Here is an 18638-nt window from a genome sequence, read left to right as displayed (position 1 = left end):
GACGGGCTGAGCAGATGACCACGGAACGGCTCGACGACGGCGCCGCGACAGCGATCGAGATCTCCCGGCAGCCGGACTGGACCGTCGTCTACCGCTTCGATTCGATTGCCCATCTGCAGGTCTGGATCAACAGCGCCACCCGGCAGCGCTTCCTCGACACCGGCCGCCCGTTCCTTCTCCTTCGTGACGACCCGGATCTGGACGCTGCCCTGACCCTCAGCGCCGTACCCGCGGCATCCCCAGGCCGATCCACGCGATGATCTCGCGCTGGATCTCGTTGTTGCCGCCGCCGAAGGTGAAGATCACCGCGGAGCGGTAGCCGCGTTCCAGTTCGCCGTGGAGGACGGCGCCCGCCGAGCCCTCCTTGAGGGCGCCCGCGGCGGCGACGACCTCCATGAGCCAGGCGTAGGCGTCCCGCCGCGCCTCGGAGCCGTAGACCTTGACCGCGGAGGCGTCCTGCGGGGTGAGGGTGCCTTCCTGGAGGGCGTTCACCATGCGCCAGTTGAGGAGCTTCATGGCGTCCAGCCGGGTGTGGGTCTGCGCGAGGCGGCGGCGGACCCAGGGCAGGTCCACGACGCGGCGGCCGTCGGCGAGCTTGGTCTTTGTCGCCCAGCGCTGCACGTCGTGCAGGGCGCGGATGGCCATGGTGCCGTGGGCGGCGAGCGTGACGCGTTCGTGGTTGAGCTGGTTGGTGATCAGCCGCCAGCCCTTGTTCTCCTCGCCGACGCGGCGCGAGAGGGGGACGCGGATGTTCTCGTAGTAGCTCGCCGTGGTGTCGTGCGAGGCGAGGGTGTTGATCAGGGTGCAGGAGTAGCCGGGGTCGGAGGTCGGTACGAGGAGGATGGTGATGCCCTTGTGCGGTGGCGCGTCGGGGTCGGTACGGACGGCCAGCCACACCCAGTCGGCGGTGTCGCCGTTGGTGGTCCAGATCTTCTGGCCGTTGACGACGTACGTGTCGCCGTCGCGCACGGCCCTGGTCTTCAGCGCGGCCAGGTCCGTGCCCGCTTCGGGCTCGCTGTAGCCGATGGCGAAGTCGATCTCGCCGGAGAGCACGCGCGGCAGGAAGTACGCCTTCTGCTCCTCGGTGCCGAACTGCATGAGCGTCGGGCCGACGGTGTTGAGCGCCATCAGCGGCAGCGGGACACCGGCCTGGGCGGCCTCGTCGAAGAAGATGAACTGTTCCATCGGGGTCGACCCGCGCCCGCCGTACTCCTTCGGCCAGCCCACGCCGAGCCAGCCGTCCGCGCCGAGCCGGCGGACGGTCTCGCGGTAGAACCGCTTCTGCGCTGCCGGATCCGCGTACCGGGCGTGGGCGTGGTCCGGCACCAGTTCGGCGAAGTAGGTGCGCAGCTCGGCGCGCAACTGCTGCTGCTCGGGGGTGTATTCGAGGTGCACGGCGCCTCCAGATCGTCCGGCAGTCCGGTCGTCCGGCCGACGATCCGCCGGTTTCTGACGGGCCGTCGGTTAACGGATCGGAGGGCACAGTAGAACTTGTTACAGAAATTCGGAAGAGCGCGGGCGGGCGCACGAAGGCCCGGTGCGGCACCTGCGGGTACCGGACCGGGCCTGGGTGCCGGGCGCCATCAGCCCACGGCGTGCTTGGCCGCGTTGTTGTGGGGCGCGATCCGGCCGCGCTGCACTTCCTTGCAGTACTTGACGGAGCCGCTGTTGGTCACGTACTTCGCCGCGACCCAGGTCCCGCGCCCCTCGCCGGTCAGGTACCAGACGCTGTTGCCGCCGACGGGCTGGGTGCGGACCTTGCACACCAGGTTGACCTGGGCGCGGTGCCGCAGGTAGCCCTTCACCGAGGCGTCGGTGCTGGGGTACTGACGCTCGCTCAGGCCCATCTTGGTAGTGACGACGCCGTACGGTTTGGCGGTCGGGCCGGGCGCCGCCTGCGCCGGGGTCATGGCGGACAGCGTCGCTCCGAGGGCGAGCGCCGTGGTCAGTGCGCCCGCGCCGGCTGCGAGCTTCCTGCCGCGGACCGCGAGGAATTCGGTCGTGGACATGGGGGTCTCCTGTTCTTGACGCGCGATGCCACCCATTGGTGCGAAATGGACATTACGCGCAAACCACCCTTGAAATGTGGTGAAACGACGAACAGGCCGCCGATCGTGTGACGGTCAGCCTTCGGTGCCCGCGCGGTGGATGCCGAAGGAGGCCCCCTGCGGGTCCCGGACCACCGCGATCCGCGGGCCCTCGGGCACGTCGGTGGGAGGCACCAGCAGCATCCCGCCGGACTCCGCGGCCCGGGCCGCGGTGTCGTCGACGTCGGCGACGGCGAAGTACGGCAGCCAGTGCGCCCGCACGTCGTCCGGGTAGAACTCGTCCAGCGCGCTCAGCCCGCCGAAGTCGGCGCCGTCGATCCCCCATTGCGGATAGTCCTCATGGGTGCCCACGGTCCAGCCGAAGACCCGGGTGTAGAAGTGCTTGGCGGCCTCCTCGTCGCGGGTGGCGAGCTCCACCCAGCCCAGCGAACCGGGCGCGTTGAGCAGCGCCGCGCCGGGGAAGTCCCGGGCCTGCCACACCGAGAACAGCGCGCCCTCCGGGTCCGCCAGCACCGCGAAACGGCCCTGCTGGAAGACGTCCATCGGTGCCATCAGCTGCCGCCCGCCGGCCTCGGCGACCGCCGCGGCCAGCGCATCGGCGTCCCGGGTGGCGAACGAGACGGTCCAGGCGGTCGGCTGGCCGGGGGCGTAGAGCGGGGTCACCGCGGCGACCGGGGCGGCACCCAGGAGGAAGACGGTGTACCCGCCGGCCTCCGGGCGCAGGTCGGTCTCCGCGCGCCAGCCGAAGACCTCGCGGTAGTAGACCTTGGCGGCGTCGACGTCCGAGGTGCCCAGCTCCACCCAGCAGGGCGCACCGGGGGTGGGCTCGGTGATCTTCACGGTGGGTTCCGTCTCCGTGCGGTGCCGGTCGCTGTCCGTACGCTGCCGATCGTCCGACGGGCGGGCGGGGGCCGCAACCGGAGCTCCGCGCACCGGCGTCGAGCCGCTAGGGCCTGTCGTCAAATTCCCGTCGTCGCCCGAAGGGCGGCAGCGCGGCGTCTGGTGCGTGCTCTGGGGGTCCCCCCGGCCGAAGGCTGGGGGAGTGCCGGGTGGAAGTCCTCGTACTGGAGTACTTGGGCTTTCGCCCGGTGCGGCGAGAGTGCGTGCCAGGCGTCGCGGGGCAGACGGGAATTTGACGACAGGCCCTAGGCGTCGCCGGCCGTCGTCCGCAGGTGGCGCAGCGAGCCCTCCGGGGCGTCGGGGGCCAGGGCGTTGGCCAGGCCGCGGGCGGCCGCCTCGGCGGCGTCGGCGGAGCGGGGCAGCAGCACGGCCTCGTAGGCGCGCAGTGCCGCGTCCCGGTCGGGGTGCCGGACGAGGGCCAGGGCGAGTTCGCTGCCGTCGAGCATGGCGAGGTTGGCGCCCATGCCGGAGAACGGCGTCATGAGGTGCGCCGCGTCGCCGAGCAGCGTCACGCCCGGGGTGTGCGCCCAGGTGTGCGGCACCGGCAGGGCGAACAGCGGCCGGTTGACGAATCCGCCGTCGTTGTCGGTCAGCAGCGCCAGCAGCCGGTCGTCCCAGCCGGCGAACCGGCCGAGCAGCGCGGCCCGTACCGCCTCGGTGTCCGTCATCGTCACCCCGGCCTCCAGGGCCCAGTCCTCCGAGCCCCGGAAGGCGGCGTAACCGCGGAGGTGGCCGCGGCTGTTGCGCTGGACGATCAGCGCCCGCTCGGCGGAGGACGCCATCATGCTGCCGCCGCCGACCAGCTGGGCGATCGCGGGGTGGCGGGCGTCGGCGTCGTCGAAGGAGAACTCGACGAAGGTGACGCCGGAGTAGTGCGGGGTGGCGTCGGAGAGCAGCGGACGGACCCGCGACCAGGCGCCGTCGGCGCCGATGACCAGGTCGAACTCCTCGGTGTGGCCGTCGTCGAACTCCGCCTTGTGCCGGCCGTCGCCCAGCGGGTGCAGCGCGCGCAGGTAGTGGCCCCAGCGGACGGTGCCGGGGGCGAGCGAGTCCAGCAGCAGCCGCCGCAGCTCCCCGCGGTCGATCTCGGGGCGCTCGGTCACGTCTGCGGCCGGGGCATGCCGGAAGAGCAGGGTGGCGTCGCGGCCGTAGAGCCGCATCTCCTGCCCTTCGGGGCGGGCGAGGGCGGCGAACTCCTCGTAGAGACCGGCCGCGCGCAACGCCGCCTGGCCGGTGGCCGCGTGCAGGTCGAGGGTGCCGCCCTGCGGCCGGGCCCCGGCGGAGGCGTCCCGGTCGAGGACGGTGACCGGCAGGCCGTGCCGCTGGAGCACCCGGGCGCAGGTCAGCCCGCCGGGGCCGGCTCCGATGATCGCGGTGCGGGAAGGGGTGGTGGGATGCATGGACCACAGAAAAGCACATCCGATGCGAAAGTACAACGACTTCACTTTTCGTGTTGCTGCACCTTCGGTGCGGGTCTCCTGAACGGGCCTCACGGGGCGCCGGAGCCGGGTGTGTGGTCGCCGTAACGGCGGATGATCGCCTCGTGTGACACGTGGTTAACGGGCCCTTCGTAGGGTCGGAGCCCAGCTTCCGACCACGAAGGGGACCGTCCGTGACCGCAGCGGAAACACCGGCAGAGCGCCTCACGCAGGTGCGCACGGCGTGCCAGTACTGCGGTGTCGGCTGCGGGATCGTGCTGGAGGTCGCGACGGACGGGGACGGCCGGCGGACCGTGCGCCGGGCCAGCGGGGACAAGTCCCATCCGGCGAACCACGGCCGGCTCTGCACCAAGGGCGCGACCAGCGCCGAACTGCTCAGCGCGCCCGGCCGGCTGACCGGCGCCCTGGTCCGCGGCGACCGGGGTGACGAACCGGTGCCCACCGCCATGGACACCGCCGTCAAGCAGACCGCCGCCCGGCTGCGCGAGATCGTCGACGCGCACGGCCCGGACGCCGTCGCGCTCTATGTCTCGGGGCAGATGACGCTGGAGGCGCAGTACCTGGCGAACAAGCTCGCCAAGGGGTTCCTGCGCACCACCCACATCGAGTCCAACTCCCGTTTGTGCATGGCGAGTGCGGGCAGCGGCTACAAGCTGTCGCTGGGCGCGGACGGCCCGCCCGGCTCCTACGAGGACTTCGACCGCGCCGACGTGTTCCTCGTCATCGGCTCCAACATGGCCGACTGCCACCCGGTCCTCTTCCTGCGGCTGCTGGAACGGGTCAAGGCCGGCGCCAAGCTGATCGTGGTCGATCCCCGGCGCACCGCCACCGCGGCCAAGGCGGACCTCTTCCTGCAGATCGCGCCCGGTACGGATCTGGCACTGCTGAACGGGCTGCTGCACCTGCTGGTGGAGAACGGCGACATCGACCAGGAGTTCATCGACGGGCACACCGAGGGGTGGGCGGAGATGCCCGCGTTCCTGGCGGACTATCCGCCCGCGAAGGTCGCCGAGATCACCGGGATCCCGGAGGCGGAGCTGCGCCGGGCGGCCGAGTGGATCGGTGCCGCGGGCGACTGGACGAGCTGCTGGACGATGGGGCTGAACCAGAGCACCCACGGCACCTGGAACACCAACGCGCTGATCAACCTGCACCTGGCGACCGGCGCGATCTGCCGCCCGGGCAGCGGCCCGTTCTCGCTGACCGGCCAGCCCAACGCGATGGGCGGCCGGGAGATGGGCTACATGGGACCGGGGCTGCCCGGCCAGCGGTCGGCGCTGGTCGCCGAGGACCGCGCGTTCACCGAGGAGTTGTGGGGCCTGGCCCCGGGGACGCTGCGGGCGGACGACGGCGGACAGGGCACCGTCGAGATGTTCCGGCGGATGGCGGACGGGGACATCAGAGCCTGCTGGATCATCTGCACCAACCCGGTCGCCTCGGTCGCCAACCGCCGCACCGTCATCGAGGGCCTGGAGGCCGCTGAATTCGTCGTGGCGCAGGACGTGTTCGCGGAGACCGAGACCACCGCGTACGCCGATGTGGTGCTGCCGGCCGCCATGTGGTCCGAGTCCGAGGGCGTGATGGTCAATTCGGAACGCAACCTCACGCTGGTGGGCCGGGCCGCCGATCCGCCCGGCGAGGCCTGGCCGGACTGGCGGATCATCGCGCGGATCGCCTGCGAGATGGGCTATGCGGACGCCTTCTCGTACGACAGCGCGGAGGAGATATTCGAGGAGCTCAAGCGCGCGGGCAACCCGCGGACCGGGTACGACCTCGCCGGGGTGAGCTATCCGCGGCTGCGCGGGACGCCCGTGCAGTGGCCGAGCGCGGCCGCCGACGGACCGGACCGCAATCCGGTGCGCTATCTCAACGACGGGGCCGGCCGGGAGCCGGTCGTACGGCCGGACGGCAGCCGCCCCCGGCTGGTCTTCCCCACCGCCAGCGGGCGGGCCGCGTTCTTCGCCCGTCCGCACCTGCCGCCGGCCGAGCTGCCCGACGACGACTTCCCGTACCTGCTCAACACCGGCCGGCTGCCGCACCAGTGGCACACCCTGACCAAGACCGGCAAGGTCGCCAAGCTGGGCAAGCTGAACCCCGGGCCGTTCGTGGAACTCCATCCCGAGGACGCCGAGCGGCTGGGCGTGCGGGAGGGCGATGCGGTGGAGGTCGCCTCGCGGCGCGGGCGGGCGGTGCTGCCGGCCGTGGTGACCGACCGGGTACGGCCCGGGAACTGCTTCGCGCCGTTCCACTGGAACGACCTCTTCGGTGAGTACCGGTGCGTCAACGCGGTGACCCATGACGCGGTCGATCCGGTCTCCTTCCAGCCCGGGTTCAAGGCGTGTGCGGTCGCGTTGACCAGGGTGCCGGGCGGCGCCGGCCACCCGGAGACCGCGGCGCTCCCGGGCGCGGCGGCGGGCCCGGACGCGGAACCCGGCGGCCCGGCGGACCGGTCGGGGGGCGGTCCGGCGGGCGGCCCGGGAGGGGGCGCCGCGGGGGGCGCGGTGGCGGTCCTGACCGACCTCTTCCGGCTGACCGACCCCGCCCCGCCGGCCCTGGCCGAGCACGAGCGCCGCTATCTGTCCGGCTTCCTCACCGGGCTGGCGTCCCGTCCGGCCGGCGGTACGCCGGTGCTGCCCGCCCAGGCGCCGTTCGACGCGGACACCGCGCTGTGGGTGAACGGCGTGCTGGCCGGGATGTTCTCGCGGACCGCGGACGAGCGGACCGGGACGGCGGCGCGGCACGACCCGGAGGATCCGGGTGACGGGTCGTCGGATTCCGTTGCCCGTACGGTGATCGTGCTGTGGGCCTCGCAGACCGGCAACGCGGAGGAGGTCGCCGCGGACACCGCCCGCCGGCTGAAGGGCAGCGGGCGGGAGGCGACGCTGGTGAGCATGGCCGACAGCACCCCGGCCACCCTGCCGCGCACCGCGGACCTGCTCATCGTGACCAGCACCTTCGGCGACGGCGAGGCCCCCGACAACGGCTCCGGCTTCTGGGAGACGCTCAACGCGCCGGACACCCCGCGACTGGAGGGCCTGCGCTACTCGGTCCTGGCGCTGGGCGACTCCTCGTACGACGACTTCTGCGGCCACGGGCGGCGGCTGGACGCCCGGCTGGCGGAGCTGGGCGCGGTCCGGCTGGCGCCGCGCACGGACTGCGAGCCGGACTACGCACAGCCGGCCGGGCAGTGGCTCGACCAGGTGCTGCGGGCGCTGGAGGACGGATCGCCGGAACCGGCGGCCGACGGGCACACCGGGACGCCACCGGCCCCGGCCGCCCCCGCGGCCTCCGCAGCCCCCGCCAAGGACCCCACCGTCACCGCCCGGCTCGTCGGCAACGATCTGCTCAGCCGGCCCGGCGCCACCAAGGAGGTGCGCCGGTTCACCTTCGACACCCGGGACGCCGAGGGGGTGCCGCTGGCGTACGAGGCCGGTGACGCGCTCGGGGTGCAGCCGCTGAACTGCCCGGAGCTGGTGGCGGAGTGGCTGGATCTGACCGGTCTGGACCCGGCGGCACCGGTGGACGTCGACGGGGTGGGCACGGTGGCGTTCGGCGAGGCGCTGCACCGCCATCTCGACATCACCCGGATCACCCCCGCGCTGCTCCGGCTGGCCGCCGAACAGACCGGGGACCGGACACTGCGGAAGCTGCTGCGGCCCGGCAACAAGGGCGAGCTGGACCGGTGGACCTGGAGCCGGCAGGCCGTCGACGTGGTGGCCGAGCACCGGGTGCGGGCCGACGCCCGGGAATGGGCCGCGCTCCTCCCCCGCCTGCGGCCGCGGCTGTACTCCGTCTCGTCGAGCCCGCTGACCGATCCCGCGCTGCTGCGGCTGACGGTCTCCGTGGTCCGCTACGAGAACCGGCAGGGCCGCTCGCGCAAGGGCGTGGCCTCCGCGTTCCTGGCGGATGCCGAGCCCGGCAGCCCGGTGGAGATCTTCGTGCGGCGCAGCGCACACTTCCGGCCACCGGCCGACCCGGCCACGCCGATGGTGATGGTCGGGCCCGGCACCGGCGTCGCGCCCTTCCTCGGCTTCCTCGACGAGCGGCGGGCCCGCGGCCACCACGCCCCCAACTGGCTGTTCTTCGGCGAGCAGCGCCGCGCCACGGACTTCTACTACGAGGAGGAGCTCGGCCGGCTGCACCACGACGGGCTGCTCACCCGGCTGGACACCGCCTTCTCCCGCGATCAGCGCGCCAAGGTCTACGTCCAGGACCGGATGCGGGAACACGGCGCCCAGCTGTGGTCCTGGCTCCAGGACGGCGCGCACTTCTACGTGTGCGGCGACGCCTCGCGGATGGCCAAGGACGTCGATCGCGCGCTCCGCGAGATCGCGGTGGCCCACGGCGGCCTGACGGAGGACGCCGCCACCGGGTACGTCAAACAGCTCGCGGCCGAGAAGCGGTACGTACGGGACGTGTACTGACGGCTCCGCGCTCCCCTCCCGCTGCCTTTCCTCCTGCGGGTTCTTCCTGCGGTTTCCTCCCGCGGACCAGGTTTCCGCCCCGAACGGGCCGAGTACCCGCATGGGACGCAGGATGGAGAGGAAGGAGAGCGCTATGACCCATGTGAGCACTGAACCCGCGCCCAAGGGGCCGGGCCCCGTACCGAGCGAGCCGGACCCGCTGCCGCGGGACCCGGTGCCGGCCGAGCCGGAACCGGAAACGGAGGAGCCGGGCACCGCCCCCGCCGAGCCGCCCGGGGCCGAGCCGGGAGAGCATCCCGCGCCCGAACCGCCCGACTGACGCAACCGCCCTGGTCAGGCCCTGGTTGCAGGCCCCGGTTGCAGACCCCGTCCCGCGACAGCAAGGTGGGTTGAATGGTGCAGATCGGATACACAATGATGACCGAACAGGCGGGCCCGCGGGCCCTGGTCGGTCATGTCGTCGGTGCCGAACGCGCCGGCTTCGACTTCTCGGTGACCTCCGACCACTACTTCCCGTGGCTGGACTCGCAGGGCCACGCCCCGTACGCCTGGAGCGTGCTGGGCGCCGCGGCGCAGGCCACCACCCGCATCCCGCTGATGACCTACGTGACCTGCCCGACGACCCGCTACCACCCCGCGGTCGTCGCCCAGAAGGCCGCGACCATGCAACTGCTCTCCGGCGGCCGGTTCCGGCTGGGGCTGGGCTCCGGTGAGAACCTCAACGAGCACGTGGTGGGCGCGGGCTGGCCGGCCTCACCCGTACGGCTGGACAAGCTGGCCGAGTCGATCGAGATCATCCGCAAGCTCTTCGGCGGCGGTGAGGTCACCCACCACGGCACCCACTTCGACGTGGTGCACGCCCGGCTGTGGGACCTGCCCGACGAACCGCCGCCGATCGGGGTGGCCGTGTCGGGCGAACGGTCGGTGGAGATCGCCGGCAAGCTGGGCGACCTGCTCATCGCCACCGAGCCCAAGGCCGGGCTGCTGACGTCCTTCGACCGGCACGGCGGCGCCGGCAAACCCCGGGTCGGCCAGCTGCCGGTCTGCTACGACCCCGACCGCGACGCGGCCGTCGCCCGGGCGCACGACCAGTTCCGCTGGATGCTCGGCGGCTGGCAGGTCAACTCCGAACTGCCCGGCCCGAAGGGGTTCGCCCAGGCCACCCAGTACGTCACGCCCGAGGACGTCGCGGAGGCGATTCCCTGCGGCGACGACGTGGGCCGGTTCGTCGAGGCGGTGCGCCCGTACGTGGACGCGGGCTTCACCGAGGTCGCGCTGGTGCAGATCGGCGGCGGCCACCAGGAGCCGTTCCTGGAGTGGGCGGAGGCCAAGCTGCTGCCCGCGCTGCGCGACCTGTGACCTTGACCGTCCGTTGCACGCCACCGTCGTGAGGAGCTGAGCATGTCCGACGCGCACGCCCCGGCAGCGCCCGGAACCAGGCGGTCGGCGGCGCCGGGGCCGCTGGACGCCGCCGAGCTGCGCGCCCTGGACGCGCACTGGCGGGCCGCCAACTACCTGTCCGTCGGGCAGATCTACCTGATGGCGAACCCCCTGCTGGAAGCGCCGCTGCGCCCCGAGCACATCAAGCCGCGGCTGCTGGGCCACTGGGGCACCTCCCCCGGACTGAACCTGGTGCACACCCATCTGAACCGGGTCGTCAAGGCCCGTGAGCTGGACGCGCTGTGCATCTGGGGGCCGGGGCACGGCGGCCCCGCCGTGGTGGCCAACTCCTGGCTGGACGGCACGTACGCGGAGACCTATCCCGACGTCGGCCGGGACGGGGAGGGCATGGCCCGGCTGTTCCGGCAGTTCTCGTTCCCCGGCGGGATCCCCAGCCATGTCGCCCCGGAGACGCCGGGATCGATCCACGAGGGCGGTGAGCTGGGCTACTCCCTCACCCATGCCTACGGAGCGGCCTTCGACAACCCCGGCCTGCTGGTCGCCTGCGTCGTCGGCGACGGCGAGGCGGAGACCGGCCCGCTCGCCGCGTCCTGGCACGCCACCAAGTTCCTCGACCCGGTGCACGACGGCGCCGTCCTGCCGATCCTGCACCTCAACGGCTACAAGATCGCCAACCCCACGGTGCTCGCCCGGCTCCCCGAGGAGGAGCTGGACTCGCTGCTGCGCGGCTACGGACACGAGCCGGTGCACGTCACCGGTGACGACCCGACGGCGGTGCACCAGGCACTGGCCGCCGCCATGGACCGCTGCCTGGACCGGATCTCCGACATCCAGCGCCGGGCCCGCGGCGACGGCCTCACCGACCGCCCGCGCTGGCCGGTGATCGTGCTGCGCACGCCCAAGGGCTGGACCGGCCCGCACGAGGTCGACGGGAAGCCCGTCGAGAACACCTGGCGCTCCCACCAGGTCCCGCTGGCCGGCGTCCGCGACAACCCCGGGCACCTGCGGCAGCTGGAGGAGTGGCTGCGCTCGTACCGGCCCGAGGAGCTCTTCGACGCCCAGGGCCGGCCCACCGCGGAGGTGCTGGCCTGCGTCCCCGAGGGTCCGCGCCGGCTGGGCGCCACCCCGCACGCCAACGGCGGGCTGCTGCTGCGGGACCTGCCGGTGCCGCCGCTGGAGCGGTACGCCGTCGAGGTCGACAAGCGCGGCACCGTGCTGCACGAGCCGACCCGGGTGCTGGGCGGCCTGCTGTCCGGGATCATGGCGGCCACCGCCGGGCGCCGGGACTTCCGCGTGGTGGGCCCGGACGAGACCGCCTCCAACCGGCTGGAGGCGCTCTACGACGTCACCGGCAAGGCGTGGCAGGCCGAGGTGCTGGACACCGACGAGCACCTGGCGCACGACGGCCGGGTCATGGAGGTGCTCTCCGAGCACCTGTGCCAGGGCTGGCTGGAGGGCTATCTGCTCACCGGGCGGCACGGCCTGTTCTCCAGCTACGAGGCGTTCGCGCACATCGTCGACTCGATGGTCAACCAGCACATCAAGTGGCTGCGCACGGCCCGCCGGCTGCCCTGGCGGCGCCCGATCGCCTCGCTGAACTACCTGCTCACCTCGCACGTCTGGCGCCAGGACCACAACGGCTTCTCGCACCAGGACCCCGGGTTCGTCGACCACATCCTCAACAAGAGCCCCGAGGTGGTCCGGGTCTACCTGCCGCCGGACGCCAACACCCTGCTGTCGGTGGCCGACCACGCGCTGCGCAGCCGGGACTACGTCAATGTGATCGTGGCCGGCAAGCAGCCCAGCTTCGACTGGCTGTCCCTGGACGAGGCCCGCGCGCACTGCGCCCGCGGCGCCGGCGCCTGGGAGTGGGCCGGCACCGAGGACGGCAGCCGCGAGCCCGACGTGGTACTGGGCTGCGCGGGCGACGTCCCCACCCTGGAGACGCTGGCCGCCGCCGACCTGCTGCGCCGTCATCTGCCGGAGCTCGCCGTGCGGGTGGTCAACGTCGTCGACATGGCCCGGCTGCTGCCGGCGGGGGAACACCCGCACGGCATGACGGACGCCGAGTACGACGCGCTGTTCACCCGCGACAAGCCGGTGATCTTCGCGTACCACGGCTACCCGTGGCTGATCCACCGGCTCGGCTACCGGCGGGCCGGCCACCCGAACCTGCACGTCCGCGGCTACAAGGAGGAGGGCACCACCACCACGCCCTTCGACATGGTCGTCCGCAACGACCTCGACCGCTACCGGCTGGTGATGGACGTCATCGACCGGGTGCCCGGCCTCGGCGTACGCGCCGTCGCGCTGCGCCAGGCGCTGGCGGACGTCCGCACCCGTCACCACGCCTGGATCCGGGAGCACGGCACCGATCTGCCCGAGGTCGCCGACTGGACCTGGTCCGGCTGACCGGCCGTCCGGCGCTCCGGCGCCCGCGCCGCACGCCGCGCGCCCCGACGGAGTAATGCGCGGCGCGGTGACGGGGCGGCCGGGGCGCCGCATGTGAGCCTGAGGCGCGGGTACCCGGTCGGCAGGGAGGTGGGTGGCGGATGGTGCGAGCGCTGGCGGCCGGGGGTGAACTCCTGGGCTGGTGGGCGGCGTTGACCCTGCTGTGGATCATGCTGATCGGCCCCGTCGACACCCTGGAATGGGTGGTCGGTGCGGGCGCCGGACTGGTCGCCGCCGCGGCGGCCCGCGGGGCCCGGCGTGCGGTCGGCGACCGGTGAACGGCTGGACCGCCGCGGGCACCGCGCTGCTGCTGTGCGGCTTCGCGCCGGCCGCCTGCGGTGTGGCCACCGGGCGGGCCCGGCGGCGGGTGCCCGCACAGAACGTGGCGACCACCTTCCTCAGCCTGGTCTTCCTGCTGCTGTCGCAGGGCTTCGCCCGGCCGGCCTACGTCGACACCGCGCTGATGCTCTCGGTGCTGGGCCCGGCCGGGACGCTGCTCTTTGTGCGGCTGCTCGCCGACCAGTTGGCGGACCATCCGCCCGGGCAGCGGTGGCTGCGCGCGCTGACGGCGGTGAACTACGTCGCGGTGGCCGCCGTGGTGCTGCCGCTCTGCGTCGCCACCGGGCCCGGCCGGGCGATGGTCAAGCTCCTGGTCATCGGGGTGCTGCTGGCACTGGGCTGCCGGGTGGCGACCCGGGCGGTGCAGGCCGCGGCGGCCATCGGCCACGGGCGGGGCGCACCCGCGGAGGGTATGTCCGATGACCGGTGAACTGCCGGTGCTGCTGGGCCTGCTCCTGGTGGCCGCCGCCGGGACCGCGGCGGTGCTGGTGCGCGATCCCGTCCGCCAGTCGTTCGTGCTGTCGCTGCTCGGGCTGTCGCTGGCCACCCTCTTCCTGCTGCTGCAGGCGCCCGACGTCGCGCTCTCCCAGCTCGCGGTCGGTTCCGCGCTGACGCCGCTGATGGTGCTGCTGTCCGTGCGCAAGGTGCGCCGCAAGGCCCGCAGCGAGCGCCGGGAGGAGCGGGAATGACCATGCGGCTGCGGATGTGGGTGCTGGCCCTCGGCGGGCTCGGCGCGGCGGTGCTGTACGTCCTGGCCTGCCTGGACCTGCCCTCGTTCGGGGGCGACTGGCACCCCTACGGCGACCGGGCGGTGCGGGCCGCGCTCGCCCGGCACACCGCCAACACCGTCTCCTCGGTCAACTTCGACCAGCGGGCCCTGGACACCCTCGGCGAGGAGTCCATCCTCTTCGGTTCGGTGCTGGGCACCGTCGTCCTGCTGCGGCAGACCCGGGACGAGGACCGGCAGCAGCCCGAGCCGGCCCGGGTCGCGCCGTCGGTGCGCCGCTACGCGCTGTTCGCCCTGCCGGTCACCCTGCTCATCGGGCTGTACATCGTCGCGCACGGCCAGCTCAGCCCCGGCGGCGGTTTCCAGGGCGGGGTGGTGGTGGCGACCTCGCTGCACCTGCTCTACATCGCGGTGGACTACCGGGCGCTGGAGCGGATCCGGCCGCTGGGGATGTACGAGGTCGCGGACGCCGCGGGCGAGGCGGCGTACGTCCTGGTGGGCGCGGCGGCGCTGCTGGCGGGCTGGGCGTTCCTGGGCAATTTCCTGCCCTACGGCACCTTCAACACCCTCTCCTCGGGCGGCACCGTCCCACTGCTCAACGCCGCCATCGGCGTGGAGGTCGCCGCCGGGGTGGTGGTGCTGCTGGCCCGGTTCCTGGACCAGGCGGTGGAGATCGCGAGTACGGACGAGGAGGCGGAGGACCGGGCATGAGCGCAGCGCCGTACGTGGTCGCGGGCTGGCTGTTCCTGATGGGGTGTTACGGGCTCGCGACCAGCCGCAACCTCATCCACGCCGTGGGCTGTCTGGCGGTCTGCCAGTCGTCGACCTACGTCCTGCTGCTGGCCGTCGGCTACCGCTCCGGCGCCACCGCGCCGGTGTTCTCCGACATCGCCCCGGGCTCGCGTCCGGTCGTCGATCCGGTCGTCCAGGCGCTCACGCTGACCGACATCGTCATCGGCGCGACCGTGACCGCCCTGCTGCTCTCCCTGGTCATCCAGGTCGCCAAGCGCCACCGCACGGTGGACCCGGACGAGCTGTCGGAGCTGCGGGGGTGAGCGTCGCACAGACCCTGCCGCTGATCGTGGTCACCCCGATGTTCGGTGCGGCACTGCTGGTGGGGGCGGGCCGGCGGCTGCCCCGGTACGCCGCCGAGACGCTGGGCTGCCTGTTCGCGGCCGGTGCCGCGGTGCTCGCCCTGCTCGCGCTGGCGGCCACGCCGTCGGCGGCCGGGCAGCCCGCCGAGTGGGTGGGCGGTTGGCGGCCGCACGGCGGGGTGAGCGTGGGCATCGTGCTGGTCGGCGACCGGACCGGCCTGGGGCTCGCCACCCTGGTCTCCCTGCTGGTGCTGGCGGCGCTCGCGTACGCCTGGCGGTACTTCGACGAGCCGCCGCGCCGGCACGCCGGTTCGTTCCCGGCGCTGGTGCTGCTCTTCCAGGCCGGCATGTGCGGATTCACGCTCACCGGCGACCTCTTCAACGCCTTCGTGTTCTTCGAGCTGATGGGCGTGGTCGCGTACGCGCTGACCGGCTACCGGGTGGAGGAGGCCCGGGCCGTCCAGGGCGCCCTGGTCTTCGGCGTGGTCAACTCCCTCGGCGGATACGCCACGTTGCTGGGCATCGGCCTGCTCTACGCGCACACGGGCGAGCTGGGCTTCGCCCAGATCGGCAACGCCCTGGCCGGGTCGCCCGGCGGCACCCCGGACGCGCTGCTGATCGCCGCCTTCACCCTGGTCGTGACCGGACTGCTGGTCAAGGCGGCGGCGGTGCCGTTCCACTTCTGGCTGGCCGACGCCCATGCGGTGGCCCCGACACCGGTGTGCATGCTGATGTCGGGGGTGATGGTGGAGCTGGGGCTGTACGGCACGGCCCGGGTCTACTGGACGGTGTTCGCCGGTCCGGGCGGGCTGCCGGCGCCGGACGCCCACCGGGCGCTGCTGGCCCTGGGCGTGCTGACCGCCGTCCTGGGCGCGCTGATGTGCTGGCAGCAGCGCCACCTCAAGCGGCTGCTCGCCTACTCCACGGTGGCGCACGCCGGACTGTTCCTGGTGGGCATTGCGGTGCTCAGCCCGGAGGGGGTCGGCGGCGTCGCGGTGTACGTCCTGGGGCACGCCGGGGTGAAGGCGGCGCTGTTCGCGTGCGTGGGCATCCTGCTGGACCGGTTCGCCAGCGTCGACGAGCACCAGCTGCACGGCCGGGGGCGCGAACTGCCGTGGGTGGGCGCGCTGTTCGGGGCCGGCGGGCTGGCGCTGGCCGGGCTGCCGCCGTTCGGCACCGCACTGGGCAAGGCGGTCACCGAGGAGGCCGTGGGCGGCTGGGCGACCGCGCTGTTCGTCCTGGTGTCGGCGGTCACCGGGGGCGCGGTGCTGCGGGCCGGGGCCCGGGTGTTCCTCGGTCTGGGCCCCCGGCCGGCCGACGCCGGTGAGCACCCGGCCGACGAGACGACCGGTGAGGAGGAGCCGGAGACCCGGGGCGGTCTGCTCTCCCGGATCCCGGACACCATGCTCACCGTGCCGGCGGTGCTGCTCGCCGCGGCCCTGGCGGTGGGGCTGATCCCCGGCCTGCGGACCGGCATCGGGCAGGCCGCGGACGCCTTCACCGACCACACCGGCTACCTCGCGGCGGTGCTGCACGGCCGGGCGGCGGAGCCGGTGCCCACTCCCCCGCCGCACTGGACCGCCGCCGGGGTGGGGTGGGGTCTGGTGGCCACCGCACTGGCCGCGGGTCTCGCGCTGGGGACCGTACGGCGGCCGGTGCGCGACGAACCGGCCCGCTGGACCGTGCCGCTGCGCCGGGTGCACTCCGGTCATGTCGGCGACTACATCGCCTGGTTCGTCGCGGGCGTCGCCCTGCTGGGGGCCCTGATCGCCTGACGGCTGCGGGCGGTCACCGGTCGCCCAGGGCTCCCGGCCGCCTCAGCCGTCCGCCGCCTCGCGCACGTCGTCCACCACGGACCTGTCCAGCGCGGCCCGCACCAGCGCCGAGGCGAGCGCCGCCAGTTCGTCCTCGCCCACCAGCCGGGCCAGCCTGCGGCCGTCCTCCGGGAGGCCCAGCCGCTCGGCGCCCTGGAGGGCCTTGCCGTCCACGCAGGGGGCGAATTCGGGCCAGACGCCCTGCACCTCGCGCAGGAAGATGTCGCAGCCCGCGGGCCCGAGGCCGGGCACCTTGCGCAGCGCGCCGCGCAGTTGGGCGGCGTCGCCGGCCGCCGCGTCCCGCATCCGCCGCAGGTCCCCGCCGTACTCGTCCAGCAGCAGCTCCGCCGCGTCCCCGAGCTGGGTGGCGGTCCGTTCGTCGTAGCGCCGGTAGCCGCCCTCGCCCAGCGCGTCGACCCGCTGCTGCCAGGTCGCGTCGGCCATCCGCCGCGGCGTGCGCAGACCGGCCTCGAACAGCGCACGCGCCGACGCCACCGCCACGGAGGCCCGGATCCGGGCGCTGAGCAGATGGGCCAGCACCAGCACCTGGTAGAGCGGCTGCGGGGTGTTGCGCAGCCGGATGCCGCTCTCCTGGGCGTAGGTCGTACCGTGTCGTTCCAGCAGCGTACGGGCAAGGGCCCGGTCGGATGTACCGCCCATGGCCGGCTCCTGACGTCGTCGGGCTGCGGGTCTCCTCCCGCTTCCAGGCTGCCCCCTTCGCCGGGCCGGAACCAACCGGTCGGCCCGGGTGCGCGCCGCGCCGCGGGCGGCTACGCTTCGCGTCGGCCGGCCGACCGACCACCGGAGGCACGTGGTGTCGAACGGGACTCAGGACGAGACGCAGGACGAGACGCAGGGCGATGCGCAGGGCACTGCGCGTCACGGGCCGCAGGGCGAGACGCAGGACGGGCCGTCGCAGGACGGGGCGGACGCCAGGACCGCGGTCACCGTGTTCGTGGCGCTCGGCGCCAACCTGGTGATCGCCCTGGCCAAGGTGGCCGGCGGGCTGATCGCCGGCTCGCCCGCGCTGCTCTCCGAGGCCGCGCACTCGGTCGCCGACAGCCTCAACGAGCTCTTCCTGCTCGCCTCCCTCAAGCGCAGCACCCGCGCACCGGACTCCCGGCACCCGTTCGGTTACGGCAAGGAGCGGTACTTCTGGTCCCTGCTCGCCGCCGTCGGGATCTTCGTCATGGGCGGCTGCTTCTCGTTCTTCCAGGGCGTCGAGGCGCTGCGCTCGGGCAGTTCGGAGAGCCGCACGGGCTACACGGTCGGGCTGGTCGTCCTGGGGGTCGCGCTGCTCGCCGAGGGCTCGTCGCTGCTGCGCGCGCTGGCGCAGGTCCGCGGTCAGGCGCGGGAGACCGGCCGGAGCATGCCGGCCGCGATCCGCGCGGGTGACGATCCGGCGTTGCGGACGGTGCTGGCCGAGGACGCCACCGCCTGCTTCGGCGTGCTGGTCGCGATGGCCGGGGTGGGGCTGCACCTGCTCACCGGCGAGGTGGCGTGGGAGGGCTGGGCGTCGGTGGTCATCGGGGCGCTGCTGATGTACGTCGCCTACCAGCTCGCCAAGGAGTCCCGCGGCCGGATCATCGGTGAGGCCGCCGACCCGGCGCTGCGCCAGGCGCTCGCCCGATTCCTGGACCGGCAGCCGGAGATCGACGCGGTGACGACCCTGCTGACCATGCGGCTGGGCACCCGGTCGACGCTGGTCGCGGCCCGGATCGACCTCGTCGGCGGGCTGGACAGCGAGGAGGTCGAGGAGGTGCTGGTCCGGGTGAAGACGGAGCTCCGGCGGCGCTGGCCGGTCGCCGACCAGATCTTCCTGGACGTCACGGAAGCCTCGGCCGAGGACCGGGAACGGGCCCGCCGGGAGCGACAACTGCTCGACGAGGCGGTGCTCGCCGACCGCGAACGGCAGACGCCGGGACCGCACGCCGGGCCGCACGCACCGGGACCGCATGCCGGGCCGGACGCGCCGGACACCGGACCGCCGGCGGACTGACC

Annotated in this window: 17 protein-coding genes; 12 read left to right on the top strand and 5 right to left on the bottom strand. The window is 73.5% G+C overall.

Features of this window, described 5'->3' with window-relative positions; translation table 11 throughout:
- Positions 1-14 precede the first annotated feature (14 nt).
- A complete protein-coding gene (locus ACZ7MX_RS11270) occupies positions 15-260 on the top strand; it encodes a hypothetical protein (protein ID WP_472131292.1) in 246 nt (81 codons plus the stop codon).
- Here ACZ7MX_RS11270 and ACZ7MX_RS11265 read toward each other — a convergent pair.
- The 4 genes from ACZ7MX_RS11265 to ACZ7MX_RS11250 all read right to left on the bottom strand — a co-directional run bounded on the left by ACZ7MX_RS11265 (position 217) and on the right by ACZ7MX_RS11250 (position 4348).
- A complete protein-coding gene (locus ACZ7MX_RS11265; protein WP_472131291.1) occupies positions 217-1395 on the bottom strand; it encodes an acyl-CoA dehydrogenase family protein in 1179 nt (392 codons plus the stop codon). The two genes, ACZ7MX_RS11270 and ACZ7MX_RS11265, sit on opposite strands and share 44 nt — an antisense overlap.
- Before the next feature lie 188 nt (positions 1396-1583).
- Positions 1584-2009 (bottom strand): SH3 domain-containing protein, encoded by a 426-nt coding sequence (locus tag ACZ7MX_RS11260; protein ID WP_472131290.1) that lies wholly within the window; start codon positions 2007-2009, stop codon positions 1584-1586.
- Positions 2010-2123: 114 nt separating this feature from the next.
- Positions 2124-2888: a VOC family protein gene (locus ACZ7MX_RS11255; RefSeq protein ID WP_472131289.1), complete on the bottom strand. Its 765-nt coding sequence runs from the start codon at positions 2886-2888 to the stop codon at positions 2124-2126.
- A gap of 305 nt (positions 2889-3193) precedes the next feature.
- A complete protein-coding gene (locus tag ACZ7MX_RS11250; protein WP_472131288.1) occupies positions 3194-4348 on the bottom strand; it encodes an FAD-dependent oxidoreductase in 1155 nt (384 codons plus the stop codon).
- A gap of 212 nt (positions 4349-4560) precedes the next feature.
- Here ACZ7MX_RS11250 and ACZ7MX_RS11245 point away from each other — a divergent pair, with 212 nt between their 5' ends.
- The 10 genes from ACZ7MX_RS11245 (at position 4561) to ACZ7MX_RS11200 (ending at position 16598) form a co-directional block, all read left to right on the top strand.
- Complete coding sequence (locus ACZ7MX_RS11245) at positions 4561-8811, top strand: molybdopterin-dependent oxidoreductase (RefSeq protein ID WP_472131287.1); 4251 nt, start codon at positions 4561-4563, stop codon at positions 8809-8811.
- 133 nt (positions 8812-8944) lie between these two features.
- Complete coding sequence (locus ACZ7MX_RS11240) at positions 8945-9130, top strand: hypothetical protein (RefSeq protein WP_472131286.1); 186 nt, start codon at positions 8945-8947, stop codon at positions 9128-9130.
- A 74-nt stretch (positions 9131-9204) separates the two neighbouring features.
- The gene (locus ACZ7MX_RS11235; protein WP_472131285.1) at positions 9205-10170 is read left to right on the top strand and encodes an LLM class F420-dependent oxidoreductase; all 966 of its coding nucleotides are present in this window, start codon (positions 9205-9207) and stop codon (positions 10168-10170) included.
- A gap of 42 nt (positions 10171-10212) precedes the next feature.
- Positions 10213-12624: a phosphoketolase family protein gene (locus ACZ7MX_RS11230; RefSeq protein WP_472131284.1), complete on the top strand. Its 2412-nt coding sequence runs from the start codon at positions 10213-10215 to the stop codon at positions 12622-12624.
- A 140-nt stretch (positions 12625-12764) separates the two neighbouring features.
- Positions 12765-12941, top strand: coding sequence for a hypothetical protein (locus ACZ7MX_RS11225; RefSeq protein ID WP_385857492.1), 177 nt, complete (start codon positions 12765-12767; stop codon positions 12939-12941).
- A complete protein-coding gene (locus ACZ7MX_RS11220) occupies positions 12938-13432 on the top strand; it encodes a monovalent cation/H+ antiporter complex subunit F (RefSeq protein WP_472131283.1) in 495 nt (164 codons plus the stop codon). Before ACZ7MX_RS11225 ends, ACZ7MX_RS11220 begins: the two co-directional genes overlap by 4 nt.
- A complete protein-coding gene (locus ACZ7MX_RS11215) occupies positions 13422-13691 on the top strand; it encodes a hydrogenase subunit MbhD domain-containing protein (RefSeq protein ID WP_472131282.1) in 270 nt (89 codons plus the stop codon). Before ACZ7MX_RS11220 ends, ACZ7MX_RS11215 begins: the two co-directional genes overlap by 11 nt.
- A complete protein-coding gene (locus ACZ7MX_RS11210) occupies positions 13688-14440 on the top strand; it encodes an MnhB domain-containing protein (protein ID WP_472131281.1) in 753 nt (250 codons plus the stop codon). Before ACZ7MX_RS11215 ends, ACZ7MX_RS11210 begins: the two co-directional genes overlap by 4 nt.
- Positions 14437-14784 (top strand): sodium:proton antiporter, encoded by a 348-nt coding sequence (locus tag ACZ7MX_RS11205; protein ID WP_467569363.1) that lies wholly within the window; start codon positions 14437-14439, stop codon positions 14782-14784. Before ACZ7MX_RS11210 ends, ACZ7MX_RS11205 begins: the two co-directional genes overlap by 4 nt.
- Positions 14781-16598, top strand: a complete 1818-nt coding sequence (locus tag ACZ7MX_RS11200) for a complex I subunit 5 family protein (protein WP_472131280.1) — start codon at positions 14781-14783, stop codon at positions 16596-16598. Before ACZ7MX_RS11205 ends, ACZ7MX_RS11200 begins: the two co-directional genes overlap by 4 nt.
- 42 nt (positions 16599-16640) lie before the next feature.
- Here the strand turns inward: ACZ7MX_RS11200 and ACZ7MX_RS11195 are convergent, their stop codons facing one another.
- Positions 16641-17297: an HhH-GDP family DNA glycosylase gene (locus ACZ7MX_RS11195; protein ID WP_472131279.1), complete on the bottom strand. Its 657-nt coding sequence runs from the start codon at positions 17295-17297 to the stop codon at positions 16641-16643.
- A gap of 154 nt (positions 17298-17451) precedes the next feature.
- Between ACZ7MX_RS11195 and ACZ7MX_RS11190 the strand changes: the two genes are divergently transcribed.
- The gene (locus ACZ7MX_RS11190) at positions 17452-18636 is read left to right on the top strand and encodes a cation diffusion facilitator family transporter (RefSeq protein WP_472131278.1); all 1185 of its coding nucleotides are present in this window, start codon (positions 17452-17454) and stop codon (positions 18634-18636) included.
- Positions 18637-18638: the final 2 nt, after the last annotated feature.

The sequence above is a fragment of the Streptomyces sp. NPDC107765 genome (assembly GCF_055657085.1).
This window is presented reverse-complemented; position numbering and strand designations above follow the sequence as displayed.